Genomic DNA, 21,044 nt, shown 5'->3' on the forward strand with positions numbered 1-21,044 from the left:
CGCCAGGACGACTCATGCAAGTGCGCAGCAGCCATGATCTATCCAGCCCGGACGACGACAAACCGGCGCCGCCCGTGCTGCAGCTGGCCCTTGCCGGTCTCGGCTGGGGCTTGCTGACCTGCATGCTGTGCTTTGCCATCCTGTTCGTGACCAAATGGCTGCTGCCGCCCGAATACTGGGGCGCGCACACGGGCCTGTCCAAGTTCAAGCGCGAAATGTCGCTGCCCCTGCTGGTGTTCTGGGTCGTCATCTATTCCCCCATCCTGGAAACCTTCCTCGGCCAGCTGCTGCCGCTGGAAATCCTCCGGCGCCTGGGCGCCAGCCGGCAGCTCAGCGTTTTTATCGGCGCCATCCTGTGGGCCATCGTGCATTTCATCAGTGGCGGCCTGCTGCACGCCATCGTCGCGCTGGGGTCCGGCGCCATGTTCAGCTTTGTCTACCTGCGCTACCGCGGCCCCAGCGTGGCCGTTGCCTACGCGACAACGGCGTTTGCGCGCGCCTGCAACAATATCGCCATCCTTATCGCCGTGTTCTACGGTTTGGATGCCTGAGTCGCACCATTCCGAAGCAAGTACGGCACCAGCGCCGCCAGCGCCACTGCCAGCACCGCCAGGCCGACCAGCAACTGGCGGAAGGCGGCGTCATAGCTGGCGCGCAGCAGCGCTTCCTGGCCGCCCAGCAGCTGTGTTGCTTGTTGGATATCACCGAGCGCGGCGCGGCTGGCGGCGGCCAGCACCGGTAAATCGGCCGGCAGTTGCTGCGCCAGGCCTGCACCGATCAGGCCGGCCAACAAGGAGCCCGCCAGGGCCAGCGCCACCCCATCGGCACTGACGCGCACGGTATTGAAGATGCCGGTCGCCATGCCGGCCCGCTCCGTTTCCACCACGCTCAGGGCCATGCCATCCATCAAGCCCCACGGCAAGCCGATGCCCACGCCGATCAGCAGCAGGGGGCCAGCCAGCGCCGCGGTGCCGCCATGGCCCAGCACTTGGGCCAGCCAGGCCAGGCCCGCCGCGGCCAGCAACAGCCCCGCCGCGCACAGGGCGCCCGTCTCGACCCAGCGCGACAGCAGCGCCGCCAGCACGGGTACGAGCAGCAGCGGCGCGGCCAGGGCGATCATCAGACGGCCCGCCGCCAGCGCGGACATGTTGTCGATACCGATGAAGCGCCCGGGCAGCATGACGATGAGCACGATGAACAGGAAGGCGGGCGAGGCGGCCAGCACTTGCACGGCGACAAAGCGGCGCTGGCGGAACAGCGACAAATCCAGCATGGGCCGCGCCGTCCTGCGCTCGATGGCGACAAAGGCGAGGAACAGCAGCACGGATGCGGCGATGGACAGCAGCACGGCGCCGTTGCGCCAGCCGTGTTCGGGCGCCAACAGCATGCCCAGGGTCAGCAGGCCCAGCGCGGCGCTGAAGCTGATGGCGCCAGGCCAGTCCAGCCGGCCCTGGCCGCGCGCCGGATCGGATGGCACGCTGACCCATACCAGCAGCATGCCGATGGCGCCCAGCACGGCCGTGGCGTAAAAGATGGCGGGCCAGCGGGCCAGCGCCAGCATGGCGCCGGCCGCCAGCGGACCGAAGGCCAGGCCCAGGCCGAACGTCGTGCCCAGCACGCTCATCACGCGGTTGCGCGCCGCGCCGTGGAACAATGGCGCCAGCGATGACATGGCGGCGGCGAACGCGGCCGCGCCGCCCAGGCCCTGCACGAAGCGCAGCGCGGCGATCCATGCCACCGATGGCGCGACGGCAATGGCCAGGGTCGCCACGCAAAACAGCGCCAGCCCCGCCAGCCAGACGCGGCGCCGTCCCAGCACGTCCGTCAGGCTGCCGGCCACCATCATGGCGCTGCCATAGCTGAGGATATACGCATTGATGACCCAGTTCAGGGCGGCGGCGCTGCCGTGCAATTCGGCGCCGAGGGCGGGCAGCGCGACGGCCGGGCCCGTGAAGCACAGGGGTATCAGCAAGCCCGTCAGGCAAGCGGCCAGCACTTGCAGCGGGAGTGAAAGAGGTGAGGAAGAGGACATGGGTGTCGGATATGAAAGAAAGAGGGGCGAGTATGGCGCGCCCATCATTGAAGAAAAATGGGCTAAACTGATCAACATATCGGACAAGAATGTCTTCAATGGAGTTCGCATGGATAGCTTGGGTGGCATCGCCATGTTCGTGCAGGTGGCCGACAGCGGCAGTTTTTCGGCCACCGGCCGGTTGCTGGGCCTGTCGTCGTCGGCCGTCGGGAAAAGCGTGGCGCGCATGGAGGCGCGGCTGGGTACGCGCCTTTTCCAGCGCAGCACGCGGCATCTGGCCTTGACGGCGGAAGGGGAAAAATTCCTGCAGCGCTGCAAGCGCATCCTGGCCGAGGTGGAAGCGGCCGAGCGCGAACTCGGTGAATCGGGCGGTGCGCCCAGCGGCCGCCTGCGTATCAGCCTGCCACGCTACAGCGGCCTGTTCGAAGCGGCCATCGGCGCCTTCATGCAAGCCTATCCCGCCATCGAACTCGACCTCGATTTCTCCGACGCCATGGTCAATATCGTCAGCGACGGCTTTGACGCGGCCGTGCGCACGGGAGAGCTGGCCGATTCAAGCCTGATGCGGCGCAAACTGTGTACGTTCCGGCGCCTGCTGGTGGCGTCGCCCGCCTATCTGGCGCGCCACGGCCGGCCCGCCGATGGCGCCGCGCTGCTGGGACACGCGCGCCTCGATTACCGTTTTCCCGCCACGGGCCGCCTGGAACAGTGGCCGCTGATGGACGAGGCTGCCCAGCCGGCGCCCGGCATGGTATGCAACAGCGTGGAAATGCGCGTCTTCCTGGCCGTGCAGGGACAGGGCATCGCCTACCTGCCCGCATTTGTCGTGCAGCGCGAGCTGGCGGCGGGGCAACTGGTCTCGCTGCTGGACGAGCATACGCAGGCGCGCACGGCATTCTGGCTGCTATGGCCAGCCAGCCGCCACCTGCCGCCGCGCTTGCGCGTCTTCATCGATTTCCTCGTGGAACAGTTGCAGGATCAAACTTTTGGAGCTATGCCATGACGGCGGATTCTTCCCTGACGCCATTGCAATTGCATGTGGCCGGCGCCACCGTGCGCCATGACCACCCGTTTGCCATGCCGGCGCTGCCGCCGCAGGAACCGCTGACGGCGGCCTTGCGCGATGACTGGGTGCGTCCCCTGTACATGGGCTTGCACCAGCCCCAGGCGCTGGCGTGCGCGCAGCGGCTGGCGCAGGCCGACGCCACCGTCATCGCGCGCCTGCTAGGGCAATTCGACTGGCGCAGCCGCACGGCGGGCGCCTACCTGGCCGCACTGACCGGGCAGTCCGCTTTCACGGACCAGCTGGGCGGCCTGCTGCTGGCCAGCGAGGTCTGCTACGCGGGCAGCGCGTATTGTCTGGCGCTGGCCGTTTTCGACACGCCAGCCAGCCGCGACTACCTGCACCGTTATCTTGCACATTACCTTTGCCAGCCGCAGTTGCACTTTGATCAGGAGCACGCGATGGCGGCCATTGCCTACCTCGATGGCCAGCATGGCCGGGATGAGGCGGCCCGCCACGCTCCGGCCTGGACCGGTTTCGCCGCCAGCCGCCCGGGCCTGGCGCTGGACGACGCGCTCGCGCAATTTACTTCCCGCATGGCCGCCTTGCGCGCCTTGCAGGCCGCAGCGCCTGGCAAATAAGCGCCATCGCCCCAAACTGTGGCGCCGTGCGTATTGTTGGCGGCCTACTTCGCGCTTTCCATCGATTCCACTGTGTCGAAAATAGGCGCCAGCGCGCTTTCCATGGCGCCGGCGGTCGCGTCGCCGCTCTGGTTGGTGATGATGAAGACCCCAAGCTGATATTGGGGAACGATCCAGGCGTAGCTTTGCGCACGTGGCACGCCGCCATGGTGTACATAATGCGTGCCCAACTGGCGGTTGTTGCCGATGTTCCAGAAATAGCCAATGCTGAAGTCATCCTGAAAGCGCACCAGCGGCTTGTGCGATTCGGCGACCGCGCGATGGGCGCTCAATTGCAGGCGCAGGTACTTCGCCATATCGGGCATGGTCGACTTCAGGTTGCCCGCTGCCCCCCAGGGCAGTTGCGGCATCGGTGTCGTGATGACGGGATTGTCGCTGTGGTAGCCGGGCGCCAGCCGGCCGGCATCCTGGGCTGCGATTTTCAGCCCGGTATCGCGCATGCCGGCTTCGCGCGCGATGAATTGCGTGAGCAGGTCTGCATAGGGCATGGCGTAGATTGTTTCGAGCGTGTGCGCAATGAGTTCGGTACCGGCGCTGGAATAGGCGTAGTCCTTGCCTAGCGGACCCTTGATGCTGACTGCATGTAAATCCTGCCAGAATTGCTGTTGCCCGTAGTTGGCGTACGCTGCATTGAGCTTTGCCGGCGTGGCGTGTGCCGTGAAATCCTGCAATATGGCGTTCACCTGCAATGGCAGCATGCCCGGCATGGTGCTGGTGTGCGTGATCAAGTGGCGCAAGCGCACGGGCTGGCCTTGCCACTGCAGGTTCGGGTAGGCGGCCGGCAGGTAGTTTTGTATGGGATCGTCGAGCGCCGCCTTCCCGTCCAGCACGGCGTTCGCCAGTAGCAGGCCAGCAAAAGTCTTGCTGACTGAGCCGATTTCATACAGCGTTGTATCGTTCGGCGGATTGGCTTTGCCGGTCTCCAGCTCGCCCTGATGCAGGATGAATTCCTTGCCGCGATAAACGACGGCAATCGAGGTCGCGTGCAGCAATGGTGACTGCAGCAAAGTGGCCGCGGTCTGGCGCATGGCCGCAGGAATGTCGTGCGCAGGTGCCGTGGCTGCTGGCTTGCAAGCTGCCAGCAGCAGTGTCATTACAGTGATGCTTGCGGCGAGTTTGGTCATCATGCGCACCATCGAGGGGGGAGGGGCATTCTCGCACAATGGCTATGGCGGTGACAGAAAAAACTTGGCAAAAATCTCATCTTCTTTCTTCCATGCAGTGTGACATTTGCATGACAAATAACAGTGCCTGTCCCGATTGCGCGTCATTAAGGCGTGCATGCGAGGCGACGCTCAAGCGCTCGCCGTCCATGCGCCAAAAGTGCCGGACCGTTGAAGGTGCACGCTGAATGGCAAGTGGATGCGGCCGGAACTTTTGCCTTGCATGCCGGCTTGCGCCGGCATATTCAATCTTGGTTTTAAGTTTAATGACAGGAAACTGCAACATGACTGAAAACAATGCATCTGGCTCCAGCGTCTCCGCCATCGACGCTTACCTGAACAGTTCGGCAGCCGCCGCGCAGCGCTTCACGGGCACGGCGAACGCGGATATCCTCACCGGCACCACGGGCGCCGACGTGCTCGAAGGCCTGGCCGGCGACGATACGTATTACGTCAACCACAGTGGCGACGTGATCGTCGAACTGGCCAATGGCGGCAGCGATACCGTCTACACCAGCGTCAATTACACGGTGGCCGACAACATCGAGAACGTGCGCCTGACCGCAGGCGGCCTGACGGTAACGGGCAGCGCCAATACCAATAACGTCTTTTTCGTTGATGCGGCCGGTGGCAACAGGATCGATGGCGGCGGCACGGGCAACATGGTCAATTACACGGCGTCCAGCACGGGCGTGACGGCGACCTTGTCCGGAGCGAATGGCCCGGTGACGGCGCCGCCCGGCAGCGATGTGCTGCTCAATATCGCCAACATCGCCGGCAGCAAGTTCGATGATGTCCTGACCGGTAACGAGCTCAAAAACGCCCTCGTGGGCGGTTTTGGCAACGATATCCTGCGCGGCGGCAAGGGCGACGATACCCTGGCCGGCATGCAGGGCGACGACACGTATATGTTTGCCCGTGGCGACGGCGCCGACATCATCGTTGAAGGAGAAGAGGCGGCCAGCCATAACGTCGTCTCCTTCCTGGCCGGCGTCAATGCCGACCAGCTGTGGTTCCGCCAGGTGGGCACGGCGCTGGAAGTGAGCACCATCGGCACCGGCGACAAGATCACCATCAACGCCTGGTTTTCCAGTGCGGCGCCGCGCATCCAGGAATTCCGCACGGCCGAAGGCCGCGTGCTGCTGGGCAGCGACGTGCAAAACCTCGTGCAGACAATGGCGGGCCTGGCGATGCCAGCGGCCGGCCAGCTGACCTTGCCAGCGGCAACGGCCGCCGCCCTGGCGCCGGCGCTGGCGCAGAACTGGCGCACGGAAGGACCGAACCAGCCCGGCAATGGCGTCTTTACCGGCACGGCGAACCCGGACATCATCCTGGGCACGGCGGGCGCCGACGTGATGGTGGGCCTGGCCGGCGACGACACGTATTACGTCAACCACAGCGGCGACGTGGTGGTGGAACAGGCTGGCGGCGGACGCGACACCGTCTATGCCAGCGCGAACTACACGCTGGCCGCCAACGTCGAAGAGGTGCATGTGAGCGCCGCCGACCTGACGGTGACGGGCAACGGCAATGACAACGTGTTCCACGTCGATGTCGCCGGCGGCAACGTGCTGCGCGGCACCGGCACGAACAGCACGGCCACCTATGCGGGCTCCAAGGCAGGCGCGACGGCCAGCATCGTTTCCATCAACGAATCCCATGCGGCCCGCCCGGGCAGCGATGTGCTGGTCAATATTTCCAGCGTGACGGGCAGCGGCTATGACGACGTACTGTCCGGCAACGAGCTGGCCAATACCCTGGCTGGCGGCCTTGGCAACGATACCTTGCAAGGCGGCAAAGGCAGCGACGTGCTCACCGGCGGCCTCGGCGACGATACCTATGTCTTTGCGCGCGGCGACGGCGCCGATGTCGTTATCGAATCGTCCGCCGATGCCAATTACGACACCATCGCCTTCCTGGCCGGTGTCAACATCGACCAGCTGTGGTTCCGCCAGGTGGGCAATGACCTGGAAGTGAGCACCATCGGCACCACGGACAAGATCACCATCCGCGCCTGGAACGCGGCTGTGCCGAACATCGAGGAATTCCGCACGGCCGCCGGCCACGTCATGCGCGGCGCCGACGTGCAGCTGCTGGTGCAGGCGATGGCGAACCTGGCGCCGCCGCCGCTGGGCCAGCTGACCTTGCCGGCCGGCACGGCCGCTGCCCTGGCGCCCGCGCTGGCCCAGGCCTGGCACTTCAACGGTCCCACGCAACCGACGGGTCCAACCTTTGTCGGCACGGCGGGCGCCGACGTCATCAATGGGAGCACGGGCGCCGACCTGCTGCAAGGCCTCGGTGGTGACGACACGTATTACGTCAACCACAGCGGCGACTTCATCGACGAACGTGGCAATGGCGGCAACGACACCGTGTACACCAAGGTCAACTACACGGTGGCCGACAACGTCGAGTACGTGCGCCTGGCCGCAGCCGGCCTGACGGTGACGGGCAGCGCCTATACCAGCAACGTCTTCCATGTCGGCACCGCCGGCGGCAACGTGCTCGACGGTGGCGGGGCGGGCAATTCGCTGTCCTACGCCACTTCCACTACGGGCGTGACGGCCGCCTTTGCGCCCGTTGGCGGCCCGATGACGGCGCGCGCGGGCAGCGACGTGCTGGCCAATTTCAATGCCGTCATCGGCAGCAAGTTCGACGACGTGCTGACCGGCAATGAACTGAAGAACATCCTGCTGGGCGGCCTCGGCAACGATATCCTGCAAGGCGGCAAGGGCGATGACGCGCTGGCCGGTACGCTGGGCAACGACACCTATGTCTTCGCCCGCGGTGACGGCGTCGACATTATTTCCGAGGCGAACGAGGCGGGCAGCCGCGACGTGGTGTCCTTCCTGGCCGGCGTCAGCGCCGAGCAGCTGTGGTTCCGCCAGGTGGGCACCAACCTCGAAGTGAGCACCATCGGCACCAATGACAAGATCACCGTCAATGGCTGGTATGCGGCAGCGGGGGCGAGCATCGAGGAATTCCGCATGGCCGATGGCCGGGTCTTGCTGGGCAGCCAGGTGCAAAACCTCGTGCAGGCCATGGCGGGCCTGACGCCGCCACCGGCCGGCCAGCTGACCTTGCCTGCAGGCACGGCCGCCATCCTGGCGCCGGTGCTGGCGCAGAACTGGCGCTCCGCGCAGCAATTCAGTGCCGTCAGCCAGGGCGGACTCGGCGGCTGGCAGGCGGATTCCGCGCAGCTGGTGCAAGCGATGGCCGGCTTTGCCGTGCCGGCGGCCGCATCGGCGCCATGGTCAGGCCACGGCAATCCGTCGACGCAGATCCAGCTGGCGGCAGTCCATTAATCAGTTGACATAGCCAGATCCACCCTCCGCAGCCGGGCCGGGGCGACCTGCCACGGCCTGGCTGCGCCATTGAATCTCTGATATTGCCCGATGACAGTCCTCTCCCACCGCAACGATACGCCGTCCATAGAAAAAACTGCGCCCGACACGGGCTTGCTGTCGCTGTTGCTGATGGCCAGCCTGCACGGCATCGCCGCCGATGGCGCCCAGCTCAAGCATGCTTTCGGACAGGCCGTGTTCACGCGGCAAACCGTGCTGCTGGCCGCCAGACAACTTGGCTTGACGGCCAAACTGGTGCGCCAGGCGCCCGAACGGCTGGGGCAAGCGCCGCTGCCGGCCATCGCCATCGATACGGACGGTCGGTTCTTTATCCTTGGCAAGGTCGAGACGGGCGCTGACGGCGTGAGCAAGGTGCTGGTCCAGCATCCGGGCCAGCCGCCGCAGATCCTCGGTCGCGAAGCTTTTCTTGCCGCCTGGACGGGCGAGCTGATCTTTTTCACCAGCAAGGCCAGCTATGCGGGCGAGACGGCACGTTTCGACTTCAGCTGGTTCATTCCCGCCGTCGTCAAATACCGCAGGCTGCTGGGCGAAGTGTTGCTGATTTCCTTCGTGTTGCAACTGATCGGCCTGGCCACGCCCCTGTTTTTCCAGGTGGTGATGGACAAGGTGCTGGTCAATCATGCGATGAAAACCCTGCACGTGGTGGCCATCGGCCTCGTGTGCGCCATCGTCTTCGAAGCCGTGCTGGGCCTCATTCGCACCTATGTTTTCGCGCGCACCAGCAGCAAGATCGACGTGGAACTGGGCGCGCGCCTGTTCCGCCATTTACTGGCCTTGCCGATCGCGTATTTCCAGGCGCGCCGCGTGGGCGATTCCGTGGCGCGCATCCATGAACTGGAAAACATCCGCTCTTTTCTCACCGGCAACGCGATGACCCTGGTGCTCGATCTGCTGTTTTCCTTCATCTTCATTGCCGCCATGCTGTGGTACAGCGCGGCGCTCAGCATCGTCGTGCTGGCCTCGATTCCCGTCTACGCGGCCCTGTCGATGCTGCTCACGCCCGTGTTGCGTGGCCGCCTGAACGACAAATTCAACCGCAGCGCGGAAAACCAGTCCTTCCTGGTTGAAACCATCAGCGGCGTCGATACACTCAAGGCAATGGCCGTCGAACCGCGCTGGCAGCAGCAGTGGGAAAAGCAGCTGGCCGGCTATGTGTCGGCGGGCTTGTCGGCGAATAACATCGGCATGCTGGCCAGCGGCGGCGTGACGCTCGTGAGCAAGCTGGTGACGGCGGCCATCATGTGGTGGGGCGCCACCCTCGTCATCGACGGCAAGATGACGGTGGGCGAACTGGTCGCCTTCAATATGCTGGCCGGGCAGGTGGCGTCGCCCATCCTGCGCCTGGCCCAGCTGTGGAACGATTTCCAGCAGGTAGGCATCTCCATGAGCCGGCTCGGCGACATCCTCAACGCGCGCGTGGAAGCGGGCAGCCAGAAGGCGCGCCTGCCGCGCATCGCGGGCGCCATCGACTTCCAGCAAGTGGGTTTCCGCTACCGGCCCGATGCGGCCGAGGTGCTGCGCAATGTGTCGATTGCCATCGCGCCCGGCGAAGTGATCGGCATCGTCGGGCGTTCCGGCTCGGGCAAGAGCACCTTGACGCGGCTGGCGCAGCGTCTGTACATTCCCGAGCGGGGCAAGGTGCTGATCGACGGACAGGACATCGCCGTCATCGACACGGCCTCGCTGCGGCGCCAGATCGGCGTCGTGCTGCAGGAAAACATCCTGTTCAACCGTTCCGTGCGCGACAACATCGCCCTGAGCGACCCGGCGCTGTCCATCGATGCCGTCATCGCCGTGGCGAAACTGGCGGGCGCCCACGATTTCATTTGCGAGTTGCCCGAAGGCTACGACACCATGGTGGGCGAGCACGGCACGGGCCTGTCGGGCGGCCAGCGCCAGCGCATCGCCATCGCCCGCGCCCTGATCGGTGATCCGCGCATCCTGATTTTCGACGAGGCGACGAGCGCCCTCGATTACGAATCGGAAAAAATCATCCAGGACAATATGCGCGGCATTTGCGCGGGGCGCACTGTGCTGATCATCGCCCACCGCCTGTCGGCCGTGCGCGAAGCACACCGCATCGTGGTCATGGAGCGGGGGCAGGTGGCCGAACTGGGCACGCATGACGCGCTGCTGGCGCAGCCGGGCGGCATCTACGCCCATCTGTACAGCCTGCAGCAGGGCACGAGCGGGAGCGCAACAGGGGACGCAACATGAGCGCCGGCCACCGCCTGGCCGCGTATGGCGAGCTGTTGCAACGTTACGGCCAGGTGCTGCGGCACAGCTGGCGCCAGCGCGCCGCCTTGAGCGGCCCCGTGCTCAGCGAAGACGAGGCGGCCTTCTTGCCGGCCGCGCTGGCGCTGCAGGAGCGGCCCGTGTCGCTATCGTTGCGCCTGACGGCCAGGGTGCTGATGCTGCTGGTCGGCTGCGTCGTGCTGTGGGCGGTCTTTGGCCAGGTCGACATCATCGTCAACGCGGCCGGCAAGATCATTCCGTCCGGCAACACCAAGACCATCGCCTCGGTCGACGTGGCGGCCGTGCGCGCCCTGCATGTGAAGGAAGGGCAAGCCGTCAAGGCGGGCCAGCTGCTGGTGGAACTCGACAGCCGCGGCCCGGACGCCGAACGCGACAAGGCCGCCGGCGACGCCGTGGCGGCCGCGCTGCAGATGGCCCGCTCGCGCGCGCTGATCGCCGCCATCGACAGCTTGACGCTGCCCAAGCTGGCGGCGCCCGATGGCGCTTCCGCCGCCCAGCGCGAGGAAGCGCAGGGCCACCTCGATGGCCAGTACGCGAATTTCCGCGCCCGGCTCGCGCATCTCGATGGCGAGATTGCCCGCTATGCCCAGGCGTTGCCGCTGGCCACGCAGCGCGCCAGCGACTACAAGGCGCTGCTGGCCACGCGCGACGTGGCCGAACACGCGTGGCTGGAAAAGGAGCAGGCGCGCATCGACCTGGCAGGCCAGCTGGCGTCGGCCCGCAGCGAGCGCGCGGCCCTGGTGGCGCAGACGCGCAAGGACGCCTACGACGCGCTGACGGAAGGGGCCAGGGTGGCGGCGGCCAGCGGCCAGGATGCGCGCCGCGCAGGCGCCCGCGGCAGCCTGCTGCGTTTGACGGCGCCCGTCGACGGCACGGTGCAGCAACTGAAGCTGCACACGGTGGGCGGCGTCGTGCCGGCCGCGCAGGCGCTGATGCAGATCGTGCCGCGCCAGGGCAAGCTGGAAATTGACGCCGTGCTGGAAAACCGCGACGTCGGCTTCGTGCAGGTCGGGCAGGCGGTGGCCATCAAGGTCGACGCCTTCGATTACACCAAGTATGGCACCGTGCCCGCCGTCGTCAGCAGCGTCTCGCGCGACGCTGTCGAGGATGAAAAGAAGGGTCCCGTGTATGCCGTCAGGATCACGCTGCGGCAGCCGTCCATCGTCGTCGACGGCAGATTGGCGCCGCTGTCGGCCGGCATGGCCGTGCGCGCGGAAATCCGCACGGGGACGAGGAGGGTGATCGAATACGTGCTCTCGCCGCTGGTACAGCACCAGAAGGAGGCGCTGCATGAACGCTAGACGCCGCGCCATGACCGCCATCGCCATCGCCGCCAGCTTGCTGCTGGCCAGTGCTGCGGCGCAGGCGGGCGAGTTCGAGGCCGCGCCATGCCCGTCCGATTACGAGGCGGGCGTGCCCTTGACCCTGCCGGCGGCCGTCGACCTGGCCCTGTGCCGCAACGCGCAGGTGCATGGCGCCTGGGCCGGCATACGGCTGCAGGCGGCCGGCGTGGGCGAGGCCAGAGCCGCCTTTCTGCCGACCCTGAATGCGGGCCTGAGCCGGGTGCACGACCGCACGGCTTATCCGGGCGCCAGCACGCCGTCCGGTAGCTTGAACAGCAATACGGGCTCGCTCAATCTGTCCTGGCGTCTGTTCGACTTCGGCGGGCGCGCGGCGGGCCAGCGTTCGGCGCAAGCCTTGCTCGACGCGGCCCTGGCCAACCGCGACGCCGTGCTGCAAAAGACCCTGGCGGCCACCGTCAGCGCGTATTTCGACGCGCAGACGGCGCGGGCCAACGTGCGGATGCGCGAGGAGTACCGGGCGCTGGCCAATGAAACGGTGCTGGCCACGCAGCGCCGCGCGCAGCGGGGACTGGGTTCGCACAGCGACACCCTGCAGGCGACAAGCGCGCTGGCCAAGGCGGCCCTGGGCGCCAGCCGCGCCGATGGCGAGTTCCAGAAGGCGCACGCCGTGCTTGTCTATACGCTGGGTTTGCCGGCCGAGGCGGGCGTGGTGCTGGATGACGAAGCGGATGCCCCGGTGGCGGGCTTGGGCGAAGATCTGCACACCTGGCTGGCGCTGGCCCAGGCGCGGCACCCGGCCATCATGGCTGCGCAGGCGCAGCTGGCGGCCGCGCGCGAACGGGTGGCCGTGAGCGAGTCGGAAGGCCGTCCCAGCATCGACCTGACGGCCAATATCTACCAGAACGGCCGCCCCAACCAGGGCTTGTCCGCCGCGTCCACGCGCGAAACCCTGGTGGGCATCTCATTGAACATCCCCCTGTTCGACGGTTTTGCGCGCCGCTACAAGGTGCGCGGCGCGCTGGCGCAGGCCGGGCAAAGGGAAGCCGAGGCGCAAGACGTAAAGCAGCAGACCCTGATGGAACTGGTGAAAACGCATGCGGAAGCGAGCACGGCGCTGGCCAACCTGGCCGCCTCGCAAGCGTGGCTGGACGCCGCGCGCGATGCCCAGGCCAGCGTGCAGCGCAAGTTCGGCCTGGGCGCGGCCGATATCCTGGAAATGCTGAACACCCAGTCGGCGCTGCTCGAGGCGCAGCAGGAACGCATCCGTTGCCAGGCGGAATGGCGTTCGGCCCGGCTGCGTCTGCTGGCCAGCGCCGGCGTGCTGGGACGGGAGGCCATTGCAGGTCGCTAACAGGCGCATTCCGCGCGCCATGCCGGCGCAATTGTGACTATATTAGCGTAGCTAATCCACACACCGGCCAAGGGAGACATCATGCACAGCATACAAAAGATTACCCCGTGTTTATGGTTCAACGGCCACGCCGAGGCGGCGGCCCTGTTTTATACGGGGATATTCCCCAATTCGAAGATCGGCCAGATCCTGCGCTATGGCGAGGAGGGCAAGGAAATCCACGGCCAGGAGCCGGGCAGCGTGCTGACTGTCGCGTTTGAACTCGACGGCCAGACGTTCACGGGCTTGAATGGCGGTCCCCTGTTTCAGTTTTCCGAGGCGATCTCGTTCCAGGTCAATTGCGAAACCCAGGACGAGGTCGACCACTACTGGAACCAGTTGTCCGAAGGCGGGCCCCTGGAAGCGCAGCAGTGCGGCTGGCTCAAGGACCAGTTCGGCGTGTCCTGGCAAATCGTGCCCACCATCATGGTCAAGCTGCTGGGCGATCCCGACCCGATCAAGGCCCAGCGCGTGATGAAAGCCATGATGGGCATGAAAAAGATCGACATCGACGAGATCAAGCGGGCTTACGCGGGCTAGCCTGGTCCGTCAGGCAGCGGTGCGCCCTGTCCAAGATGGCCGGCATTTGCTATAGTCCCAGCCATCTTTCCATCCGCCTACAGACCCTGCCATGACCACTAGCACCAGCAGCACCATCGCGCCCCGCACCTTCGGCACGCCCCTGTCTTCCACCGCCATCAAAGTCATGCTGCTGGGCTCGGGTGAACTGGGCAAGGAAGTGATCATGTCGCTGCAGCGCCTGGGCGTGGAAGTGATCGCCGTCGACCGCTATCCGAACGCGCCGGGCCACCCGGTGGCGCACCGCTCGCACGTGATCGACATGAGCGACGGCGTGGCCCTGGCCGCCCTGATCGAACTGGAAAAGCCCGATCTGATCGTGCCCGAAATCGAAGCCATCGCCACCGATACGCTGGCGGCGCTGGAAGCGGCCGGGCAAATCACGTGCATCCCGAACGCGCGCGCGGCCGTGCTGACGATGAACCGCGAAGGCATCCGCACCTTGGCGGCCGAGACCCTGGGCGTGGCCACGTCGCCCTACCGCTTCGCCAGCAGCCTGCGGGAGTTGCAGCTTGCCTGCCAGGAGATCGGCTTTCCGTGCGTCGTGAAACCCGTGATGTCGTCGTCGGGCAAGGGCCAGTCCAAACTCGATGGCGCCGCGGACGTGGATGCGGCGTGGGCGTATGCGGCCAGCGGCAGCCGTGTCGATACGGGCCGGGTCATCGTCGAGGGTTTCATCGACTTCGATTACGAAATCACCTTGCTGACCGTGCGTGCCGTCGGCGCTTCGGGACAGATCGAGACGCAGTTCTGCGAGCCGATCGGCCACTTGCAGGTGCATGGCGACTACGTGGAATCGTGGCAGCCGGCCCGCATGGCGCCGCTGGCCCTCGAGCGTTCGCGCGACATCGCCCGCAAGGTGACGGACAACCTGGGCGGCCTGGGCCTGTTCGGCGTGGAGCTGTTCGTCAAGGACGACATGGTGTGGTTCTCGGAAGTGAGCCCCCGTCCGCACGACACGGGCATGGTCACCATGGCCAGCCAGGTGCAGAGCGAATTCGAGCTGCACGCGAAAGCCATCCTCGGCTTGCCCGTCAACGTGGCCCTGCGTTCGCCCGGCGCCTCGGCCGTCATCTACGGCCAGCTGGAAGCGAAAGGCATCGCCTTCGAAGGCGTGGCCGACGCCTTGAGCGTGCCGGGCGCGGACTTGCGCCTGTTCGGCAAGCCGGAATCATTCGCCCGCCGCCGCATGGGCGTGGCGCTGGCCACGGCCGACGATATCGACACGGCCCGCGCGCGCGCCGTGCTGGCTGCGTCCAAAGTCAAACCGGTGGTCCGCTGATGCCAGAGGCCAGCCTGCCGCAGGCCGACGCCGGTGGCGACGACATCAAGCGCAAGCTGCGTGGCTACATCGCGCGGCGCAACCTGGCCGGCGCCGCCAACGATTGCAAGTGGAACGAACTGCTGGCTTTCATGCGCGGACGCACCGACTGGGCGCCGTCGTACCGTTACGGCTCCGTCACCGGCTATGTGTCGCGCTGGGATACGGAATGGGATTACCACCCGCCGTTCCCGTTCCTGGGCGTGGAATGGTTCGATATCAGCCTGTACTCGGAAGAACACGTGGCCATGCTGCTGCCCAAGAAAATCATCGACCACGGCGTGTGGATCGTGCCGGAGCTCGAGCGCATCGGTTTCGATTTCGAAGTGCGGGACCGGGTGGCGCGTATCTGGGGCTATTTGCCCCGCAATTATCACGATTTCCCACCCGCCGACTAATTCAAAGACTCTCTCATGCCTGATAACGAGATTCCCCAAGTGCCACAACCGGACGACGCCGTCGTCGGCAAGGAAGCGGGCGCGCAGATGCTGGCCACGGCGTGCGCCGCGCGCGACGCCTTCTATGCTACTTTGGGCGCCGTTGACGCCGACGTGCTGGCGCCGCTGGTCAACCCGGCCTTCATGGGCGGCCCGCGCTGGCCATCGTTGCGCCAGGCCTGGCGGGTAATCCGCCGCAATGATTCCATTCTCATCGCCAGCGATGGCTTGAGCGATCCGTTCGAGGATGACGACGACGTGTTTGTGCCGCGCGGCCACCTGCTGGAAGTGTGCATCGAGGCGCCGCCATCCGCCTTCAACGGCGGTCCGGTGCAGGCATCGTGGCTGTTCGATCTGGTCTACCAGGTCAGCCAGAACGTGGCCGATCATGGCTCCATCGATTTGCTGGTGCAGCGCCACGGCAGCGTGTCGATGGCGCTGGACTTGCAAGATGCACCCAAGGGCCTCGAAGACGAAAACGAACAGGTGGGCGTGCTGCTGGCCCAGGGCGCAAGCACCATCCCGTCGTCCTTCGGCACGCCGTATGGCGAAGTGATGCTGCTGACGCTCACCGCGCTGCAGCCGGCCGAACTGGCATACATCTGCGAGGCGGAAGACAAGGCCCAAGCGCGGCGCGACCTGGCCGCCGCGCTGGCCGCGTCGCCTGCGGGGCATTGGAGCGTGGCCCAGCGGCCGGCCGTCATTCCCCGCTAGGTTCTTCGACCGGCGGCACAGCCGGTTCTTCCGCTTTCGGCGCTTCCTTCGCCTCCACGACGGCGGGCGCCGGCGGCGGCTCGCGCCACTTGCCCGCCGCTTTCAGCTTGTTCTTCAGCCCCGGCAAGGGGAAACCCAGCGCATAGGCTTTTTGCGCGTGCGCGCTGGCCTTCTCGTATTCCTTCTTCTTTGCATACATCAGGCCCAGGTTGTACTGGATGGTGGCCTGGTCCGGCGCCAGGCGGCTGGCAGCGTCCAGCTGTTCCAGCGCCATCGCATCCTGGCCCGTGGACAGCAAATAGCTGCCATACACCATGCGCGCCGTCACGTCGTGCGGCGCGAAGGCGATCGCCCGTTCGAAGTAGCAGCTGACCGTGTAGCGGGCGCCCACCGGCTGCGCGCTTTTCAGCCGCAATCCCAGCTTGGCCATCGACGCCAGCGCCCGGTGGTGGTTCGGGAAATGTTCGAGCGTGTAGCTGATGTCGGCGCCCAGGCTGCCCGTCATGCCTTGCGTGAGCGTTTCCACGGCGCGCGAAAAATGGAATTTTTCGACCACGGACAGCCCGTCGCGGTCTTCCGCGCTCGTGTAGTCGCCGCCCGGCGTGCGCTTGACGTAGGGCGGACACTCGGCGGCAGTGACGCTGGCGCAGCAGGCGGCGAGGGTGCAGGCTAACAAGCAATGCTTCATGTCGGACTCCTGTGGCTGACCTGGTCGAGCAAATCGGCCAGGGCGTTGCTGCGGGCTTGCCGCGATTGCAGGGCGATGGCCGTGGGGCTGGCCAGCGGGGCGCGGCCCTGGCGCGCCAGTTCCAGAAAGCGCAGCAGGGCGCGCGCGCAATCGCCGCTGGACGCCAGCTGGCCGATGGTATCGATGCCGCAGTGGCGCAGCTTGGCCGCGCTGTCGCCGGCCAGGTCGGTCAGCGCGAGGATGGGCCGGCGGCAGCGCAGGTATTCATACAACTTGGCGGGAATCTGTTCGTTGCAGTTGGCCGCCTGCAGCAGCAGCAAGCCGTCGGCGGCCAGCATTTCGCGCAGCGCATCCTCGTGCGGCTGCAACGGTTCCAGGCTCACCAGATCCAGGATGCCGTATTTCGCCAGCAATCCCGCCAGCCACGCATCGTGGCCCGTGGCACGCAGCACCATCTGGAAATTGCGGGCGTGCAGCACGCCGTCGTGGCGCAGGCGGGCCAGGGCTTCGAACAGCGGCTGCGGATCGCGCTCGGACGGGTAGATCACGCCGCTGTGCAGCAGCAGGAAGCGGCTGCGGTGGCCGCGCGGCCCGGCCAGCGGCGCGGCGTCCGCGTCATCGTCGTGGCCATTTTCGATCAGGCAGAAGCGTTCGCGCCCCACTTGCGCCAGGCGCCGCTGGTGGGCCGCCATGGCGCCCGGCGTGGTGCAGACGATGGCCGCGCTGCGCGCCGCGATGCGCTGTTCGATCCACGCATGCATGCGGTGCAGGCGGGGCTCGGGCGGATACGGCGCCAGCGGGTCGCTGTCGTCGAGCATGGGGTCGCGCTGGTCGGCGATCCACGGCAGGCCGCTGAGTTTTTGCAGGGTCATCGCGATCAGGTGCGCCGTGGCGATCGGGTATGTCGACCAGATGGCGTCGGGGCGGTATTCGCGGATCATGCGCAGGCCGGCCGGCACGGCGCTCAGCCACCAGGAACTCCAGCGATCGGGCAGCGCCAGGCAGCGCGGATAGCGCCCGGCGATGGACAGATGGCGCGCCGCGTCGAGCGCCAGGGTGCGCCGCACGGTGGCTTGTGTGCCGATCTGCGCCAGTTGCGTATTGCCCCGCTGCGCATACGCGAGCGGCGACGGGCTGAGCACGAGCGGCTGCCAGCCGCAGTCGGGCAAATGGCGCGCAAAACCCAGCGTGCGCAGGATGCCGCTGCCGCCGGCAAACGGCGGGAAATGGTAGGCGACCATCAGCACCCGTTTTGGCGATGTCATTACCATGACCGCAGCCACCGTGCGCACAACTGTTCGACTTCGCCGCGCCAGGCGGCGCTGGCGAACGTGTGGTTGGCGCCAGCGACCTGCGCTTGCGTCCATTGCGCGCGGGCGGCCACGGCGCGCCAGGCTGTGTCGCCATCGAGCAGGGCTTGCCACTCGCGCGCACCGAGGTCGTCGCCGCTGAGGACCAGCAGCACCTTGCCCTGGAATTGCGTCAGCGCCCGCAGCATGGCCGGCGCGGGCGCATCGTCTTCCCGCGTTGGCCCTTCTTGCGTGGCCGCCGCCACCTGCCGCAGCGAGGCGAGGCTGGCGCCCAGCCGCAGTCCGCCGCTGGCCAGCTTGCGCCAGAAACTGCCTTGCAGCAGGCGTGGCAGATAATAGTGGCGCAAGGTGGCGCGCGCTAGTCCGGCGCTGCTGCGCACCCACGGGTTGAGCAGGATCAGGGCTTTGACGCGCGTGTCGCGCGGCGCATGGCAGGCCGCTGCCGTGGCGCCGTCGCACAAGCCCCACAGCGCCACTTCGCGCAAGGCTGGCACGGCGTCGAAGAATTGCGCCAGCGCGCCGGCGATATCGGGACCGGCCGCGCGGTAATCTCGCGCGCTGCCTTCGCTGTCGCCCATGCCGCGCAAGTCGAAACGCAGCACGGGCCAGCCTTGCGCGGCCAGGGCGCGGGCCAGCAAGACGAACTGGCGGTGGCTGCCGATCCGGTACTGCGGCCCGCCCGTGACGATCAACACGCCGCGCGGACCCGGTGCGTCGGGCAGGCTGAGGATGCCGGCCATGCGCGCCTGCGCCTCGCCGTCGTCAGCGGCGCTGCGAAAGCGCAGGGCCAGTTCGCGCACGGCGTGCGTTGCGAGGTGCTGCTGGCCGCTGTCGCGTTTCATGGCGGCGTCCTTTCCTCGTCGAGCCAGTCGCGGCACAGCGCACGCGTGGCGTCCAGCAGTTGCGGACACGCGAGCAGTTCGCCGCTATGCCAGAACGGGCCGTCGCCAAAGCTGGCCACGTGGACGGCGGTGCCCTGGTCCCGCCATTGCCGCGCCAGCGGCGGCAAGGGCGCGGCTGCCTGTTCCTGCCCCTGGTAATCGAGCCAATAGACGGGAACGGCAGGCTGCAGCGCGGACGCGCTGACGTCATCGATGGCGTGCGCCAGCGCAGGCGCCAGCAGGTAGCCGGCCACTTCCACGGGCTCACTTTCCGCCAGTGCGGCGCGCGCATGGCCGGGCGCTTCCTGCCCGCCGCCGGCCAGCATGCCGGTCGCCAGGCGCAGGCGCAGGAAGCGGTCGATGACGCGCCGCCCATCGAGTTCCGGTTGCCACAGCAGCAGACGGGCCAGGGGCAGCGGCGGGTTGCTGGCGAAATCGAGGGCCAGCAGGGCGCCCAGGCGCAAGCCCCACACGGTCAAGGGGCCGTTGACCCGCTGCGCCAGCCACGCGCACGCCAGGTGCAGGTCGTTGTGCCAGATATCCCAGCGCGCTTCTCCAAAGTCGCCGCTGCTGTCGCCGCAGCCGAACAGGTCGATCTGCAGCACGCTGTAGCCGGCCGCGGCAAAGGCGCGCGCCTGCGCGGCGGCCACGTGGCGGCTTTTATTCAGTTCTTCCGCGAACGGATGGACGTAGAGGATGCCGCCGCGCGCGGCCTGGCCCGGTGGCGGCAGGTGCAGCAAACAATAGCGCTGGCCGCCGCTGGCGGGCAGGAAGAAGGGCAGCAGCGGCAGCGCGTCGGTGAGGGCGCGGTTCATGGTCGCAGCTTGGCAAACACGAAATCGTGCAAGGTGCCCACGGTGGCGAAGTGGCGCGCGTGGATGTCGTCGTCGGCGACAACAATGCCGAAATGGTCTTCCAGCGCGGTGATCACGCCGATCACGGCCATCGAGTCGAGTTCCGGCACGCTACCCAAGAGCGGCGTGTGGGCTTCCAGCGCGCGCCCGTTCAAGCCCAGGGTGGTGTCGAGGATGTGCTTTACTGCTTCAAGATGCGGCATGTCAGCTCCAGGGAAGGGTAGTGCGGCAGGGACGACGTATCGAAGGCCAGGCAGGGAATATCGTCGGGGCGGCGCGACAGGTGCAGATACGGCGGCAGGCTGGCGGCCATCCATTGCCAGCGCCCGCAGCGAATGAAGGTGGCCGTGCCCAGCGCGTGCGTGCCCAGGCGCGCGTGGGCGCCCAGCGAGGCGCGGTTGAAACGCGAGATGCGGCTGCACGACCAGCGCACGCCCTGCGCGTACAGCACGGCGTTGGCTTCTTCCCACAGGCGCGCGAAGACGAGGCCGCCGCGCTGTTCGGGATGCACCCACACGTCGAGGTCCCACGACGACTGGTTTGAGGCCAGCGCATAGCGGGCGCGCACCTCGTCTTCCTGGCAGCCGTGGCGCAGCAGCCAGATCCAGCCGACCATGCCGGACTTGTCGCGCGCCACCAGGCATTGCGCACCTTGCCGGTAGCGCTCGCGCAGCGCGCCGGGCCGGCGCTCGGGGCCGGGCGGCAAGTCCGTTTCCGCCACGCAGGGCGTGACGGCAATCGACTGGCCGCGCCCACGGCACAGCGAACCGGGCGCCACGGCCTGTGCCACGAACTGGTAGCGGTACAGGGCGCAACGCCCGCCCGGCACCGTTGCCAGCAGCCGCGCCACGGCCAGCCAGGCGCTGTCGCGCCAGCCCAGCTGGGCGACGCGGGCGGCCAGCCGTTGCAGCAAGGGAAATTGCGGGGACAGGGCCATGGTAGTAACGGACGGGGCGGCTATGCAGCCAACGCTGTCCATTAGAGCGCAGCGGCCAGTGGCCGATGTTGCGCGGCCTCAAGCATTGCGCCAGATAGGTCACCGTCCG

General features: G+C 66.9%; 19 protein-coding genes. 11 read left to right on the plus strand and 8 right to left on the minus strand.

The features are described 5' to 3' along the window. Positions 1-14: 14 nt before the first annotated feature. A complete protein-coding gene (locus OPV09_RS14990) occupies positions 15-551 on the plus strand; it encodes a CPBP family intramembrane metalloprotease (RefSeq protein ID WP_058049555.1) in 537 nt (178 codons plus the stop codon). Here the strand turns inward: OPV09_RS14990 and OPV09_RS14995 are convergent. Next, positions 533-2,032 (minus strand): MFS transporter, encoded by a 1,500-nt coding sequence (locus OPV09_RS14995; RefSeq protein WP_338678619.1) that lies wholly within the window; start codon positions 2,030-2,032, stop codon positions 533-535. The two genes, OPV09_RS14990 and OPV09_RS14995, sit on opposite strands and share 19 nt — an antisense overlap. Before the next feature lie 109 nt (positions 2,033-2,141). Here OPV09_RS14995 and OPV09_RS15000 point away from each other — a divergent pair, with 109 nt between their 5' ends. After that, complete coding sequence (locus OPV09_RS15000; protein ID WP_338678620.1) at positions 2,142-3,035, plus strand: LysR family transcriptional regulator; 894 nt, start codon at positions 2,142-2,144, stop codon at positions 3,033-3,035. Continuing rightward, the gene (locus OPV09_RS15005) at positions 3,032-3,676 is read left to right on the plus strand and encodes a DUF6000 family protein (protein ID WP_338678621.1); all 645 of its coding nucleotides are present in this window, start codon (positions 3,032-3,034) and stop codon (positions 3,674-3,676) included. Before OPV09_RS15000 ends, OPV09_RS15005 begins: the two co-directional genes overlap by 4 nt. A gap of 44 nt (positions 3,677-3,720) precedes the next feature. Here OPV09_RS15005 and OPV09_RS15010 read toward each other — a convergent pair whose 3' ends face one another. Continuing rightward, positions 3,721-4,863, minus strand: a complete 1,143-nt coding sequence (locus tag OPV09_RS15010; RefSeq protein ID WP_338678622.1) for a serine hydrolase domain-containing protein — start codon at positions 4,861-4,863, stop codon at positions 3,721-3,723. A gap of 320 nt (positions 4,864-5,183) precedes the next feature. Here OPV09_RS15010 and OPV09_RS15015 point away from each other — a divergent pair, with 320 nt between their 5' ends. The 8 genes from OPV09_RS15015 to OPV09_RS15050 all read left to right on the plus strand — a co-directional run bounded on the left by OPV09_RS15015 (position 5,184) and on the right by OPV09_RS15050 (position 16,265). Further along, entirely contained in the window at positions 5,184-8,204 is a 3,021-nt protein-coding gene (locus OPV09_RS15015; RefSeq protein ID WP_338678623.1) for a calcium-binding protein, read from the plus strand. A gap of 90 nt (positions 8,205-8,294) precedes the next feature. Continuing rightward, positions 8,295-10,481 carry a type I secretion system permease/ATPase gene (locus tag OPV09_RS15020; protein ID WP_338678624.1) on the plus strand — a complete coding sequence of 729 codons (2,187 nt, stop codon included), beginning with the start codon at positions 8,295-8,297 and terminating at the stop codon, positions 10,479-10,481. After that, the gene (locus tag OPV09_RS15025) at positions 10,478-11,821 is read left to right on the plus strand and encodes an HlyD family type I secretion periplasmic adaptor subunit (protein WP_338678625.1); all 1,344 of its coding nucleotides are present in this window, start codon (positions 10,478-10,480) and stop codon (positions 11,819-11,821) included. The genes OPV09_RS15020 and OPV09_RS15025 overlap by 4 nt, the downstream gene beginning before the upstream one ends. Further along, positions 11,811-13,175 carry a TolC family protein gene (locus OPV09_RS15030; RefSeq protein ID WP_338678626.1) on the plus strand — a complete coding sequence of 455 codons (1,365 nt, stop codon included), beginning with the start codon at positions 11,811-11,813 and terminating at the stop codon, positions 13,173-13,175. Before OPV09_RS15025 ends, OPV09_RS15030 begins: the two co-directional genes overlap by 11 nt. Positions 13,176-13,256: 81 nt before the next feature. Continuing rightward, a complete protein-coding gene (locus tag OPV09_RS15035) occupies positions 13,257-13,754 on the plus strand; it encodes a VOC family protein (protein WP_425323991.1) in 498 nt (165 codons plus the stop codon). A 91-nt stretch (positions 13,755-13,845) separates the two neighbouring features. Continuing rightward, on the plus strand, positions 13,846-15,075 hold the full coding sequence (gene purT / locus OPV09_RS15040) for a formate-dependent phosphoribosylglycinamide formyltransferase (RefSeq protein WP_072453699.1): 1,230 nt from the start codon (positions 13,846-13,848) through the stop codon (positions 15,073-15,075). After that, entirely contained in the window at positions 15,075-15,512 is a 438-nt protein-coding gene (locus OPV09_RS15045) for a DUF6678 family protein (RefSeq protein ID WP_338678627.1), read from the plus strand. The genes purT and OPV09_RS15045 overlap by 1 nt, the downstream gene beginning before the upstream one ends. Before the next feature lie 15 nt (positions 15,513-15,527). Continuing rightward, positions 15,528-16,265, plus strand: a complete 738-nt coding sequence (locus OPV09_RS15050) for a hypothetical protein (protein WP_338678628.1) — start codon at positions 15,528-15,530, stop codon at positions 16,263-16,265. Here OPV09_RS15050 and OPV09_RS15055 read toward each other — a convergent pair. The 6 genes from OPV09_RS15055 to OPV09_RS15080 are packed head-to-tail and all read right to left on the minus strand — an operon-like array spanning position 16,252 to position 20,935. Beyond that, a complete protein-coding gene (locus tag OPV09_RS15055) occupies positions 16,252-16,953 on the minus strand; it encodes an ABC transporter permease (RefSeq protein ID WP_338678629.1) in 702 nt (233 codons plus the stop codon). The genes OPV09_RS15050 and OPV09_RS15055 overlap by 14 nt on opposite strands. Further along, complete coding sequence (locus OPV09_RS15060; protein WP_338678630.1) at positions 16,950-18,218, minus strand: glycosyltransferase; 1,269 nt, start codon at positions 18,216-18,218, stop codon at positions 16,950-16,952. Before OPV09_RS15060 ends, OPV09_RS15055 begins: the two co-directional genes overlap by 4 nt. Next, on the minus strand, positions 18,218-19,105 hold the full coding sequence (locus tag OPV09_RS15065) for a hydrolase 1, exosortase A system-associated (RefSeq protein ID WP_338678631.1): 888 nt from the start codon (positions 19,103-19,105) through the stop codon (positions 18,218-18,220). The genes OPV09_RS15060 and OPV09_RS15065 overlap by 1 nt, the downstream gene beginning before the upstream one ends. Continuing rightward, the gene (locus tag OPV09_RS15070; RefSeq protein WP_338678632.1) at positions 19,102-19,959 is read right to left on the minus strand and encodes a hydrolase 2, exosortase A system-associated; all 858 of its coding nucleotides are present in this window, start codon (positions 19,957-19,959) and stop codon (positions 19,102-19,104) included. Before OPV09_RS15070 ends, OPV09_RS15065 begins: the two co-directional genes overlap by 4 nt. Then, the gene (locus OPV09_RS15075) at positions 19,956-20,201 is read right to left on the minus strand and encodes an acyl carrier protein (RefSeq protein ID WP_338678633.1); all 246 of its coding nucleotides are present in this window, start codon (positions 20,199-20,201) and stop codon (positions 19,956-19,958) included. The genes OPV09_RS15070 and OPV09_RS15075 overlap by 4 nt, the downstream gene beginning before the upstream one ends. Then, positions 20,180-20,935 (minus strand): hypothetical protein, encoded by a 756-nt coding sequence (locus tag OPV09_RS15080; RefSeq protein ID WP_338678634.1) that lies wholly within the window; start codon positions 20,933-20,935, stop codon positions 20,180-20,182. Before OPV09_RS15080 ends, OPV09_RS15075 begins: the two co-directional genes overlap by 22 nt. Positions 20,936-21,044 lie beyond the last annotated feature (109 nt).

This window comes from Janthinobacterium sp. TB1-E2, from assembly GCF_036885605.1.
GTDB lineage: Bacteria > Pseudomonadota > Gammaproteobacteria > Burkholderiales > Burkholderiaceae_D > Janthinobacterium > Janthinobacterium aestuarii.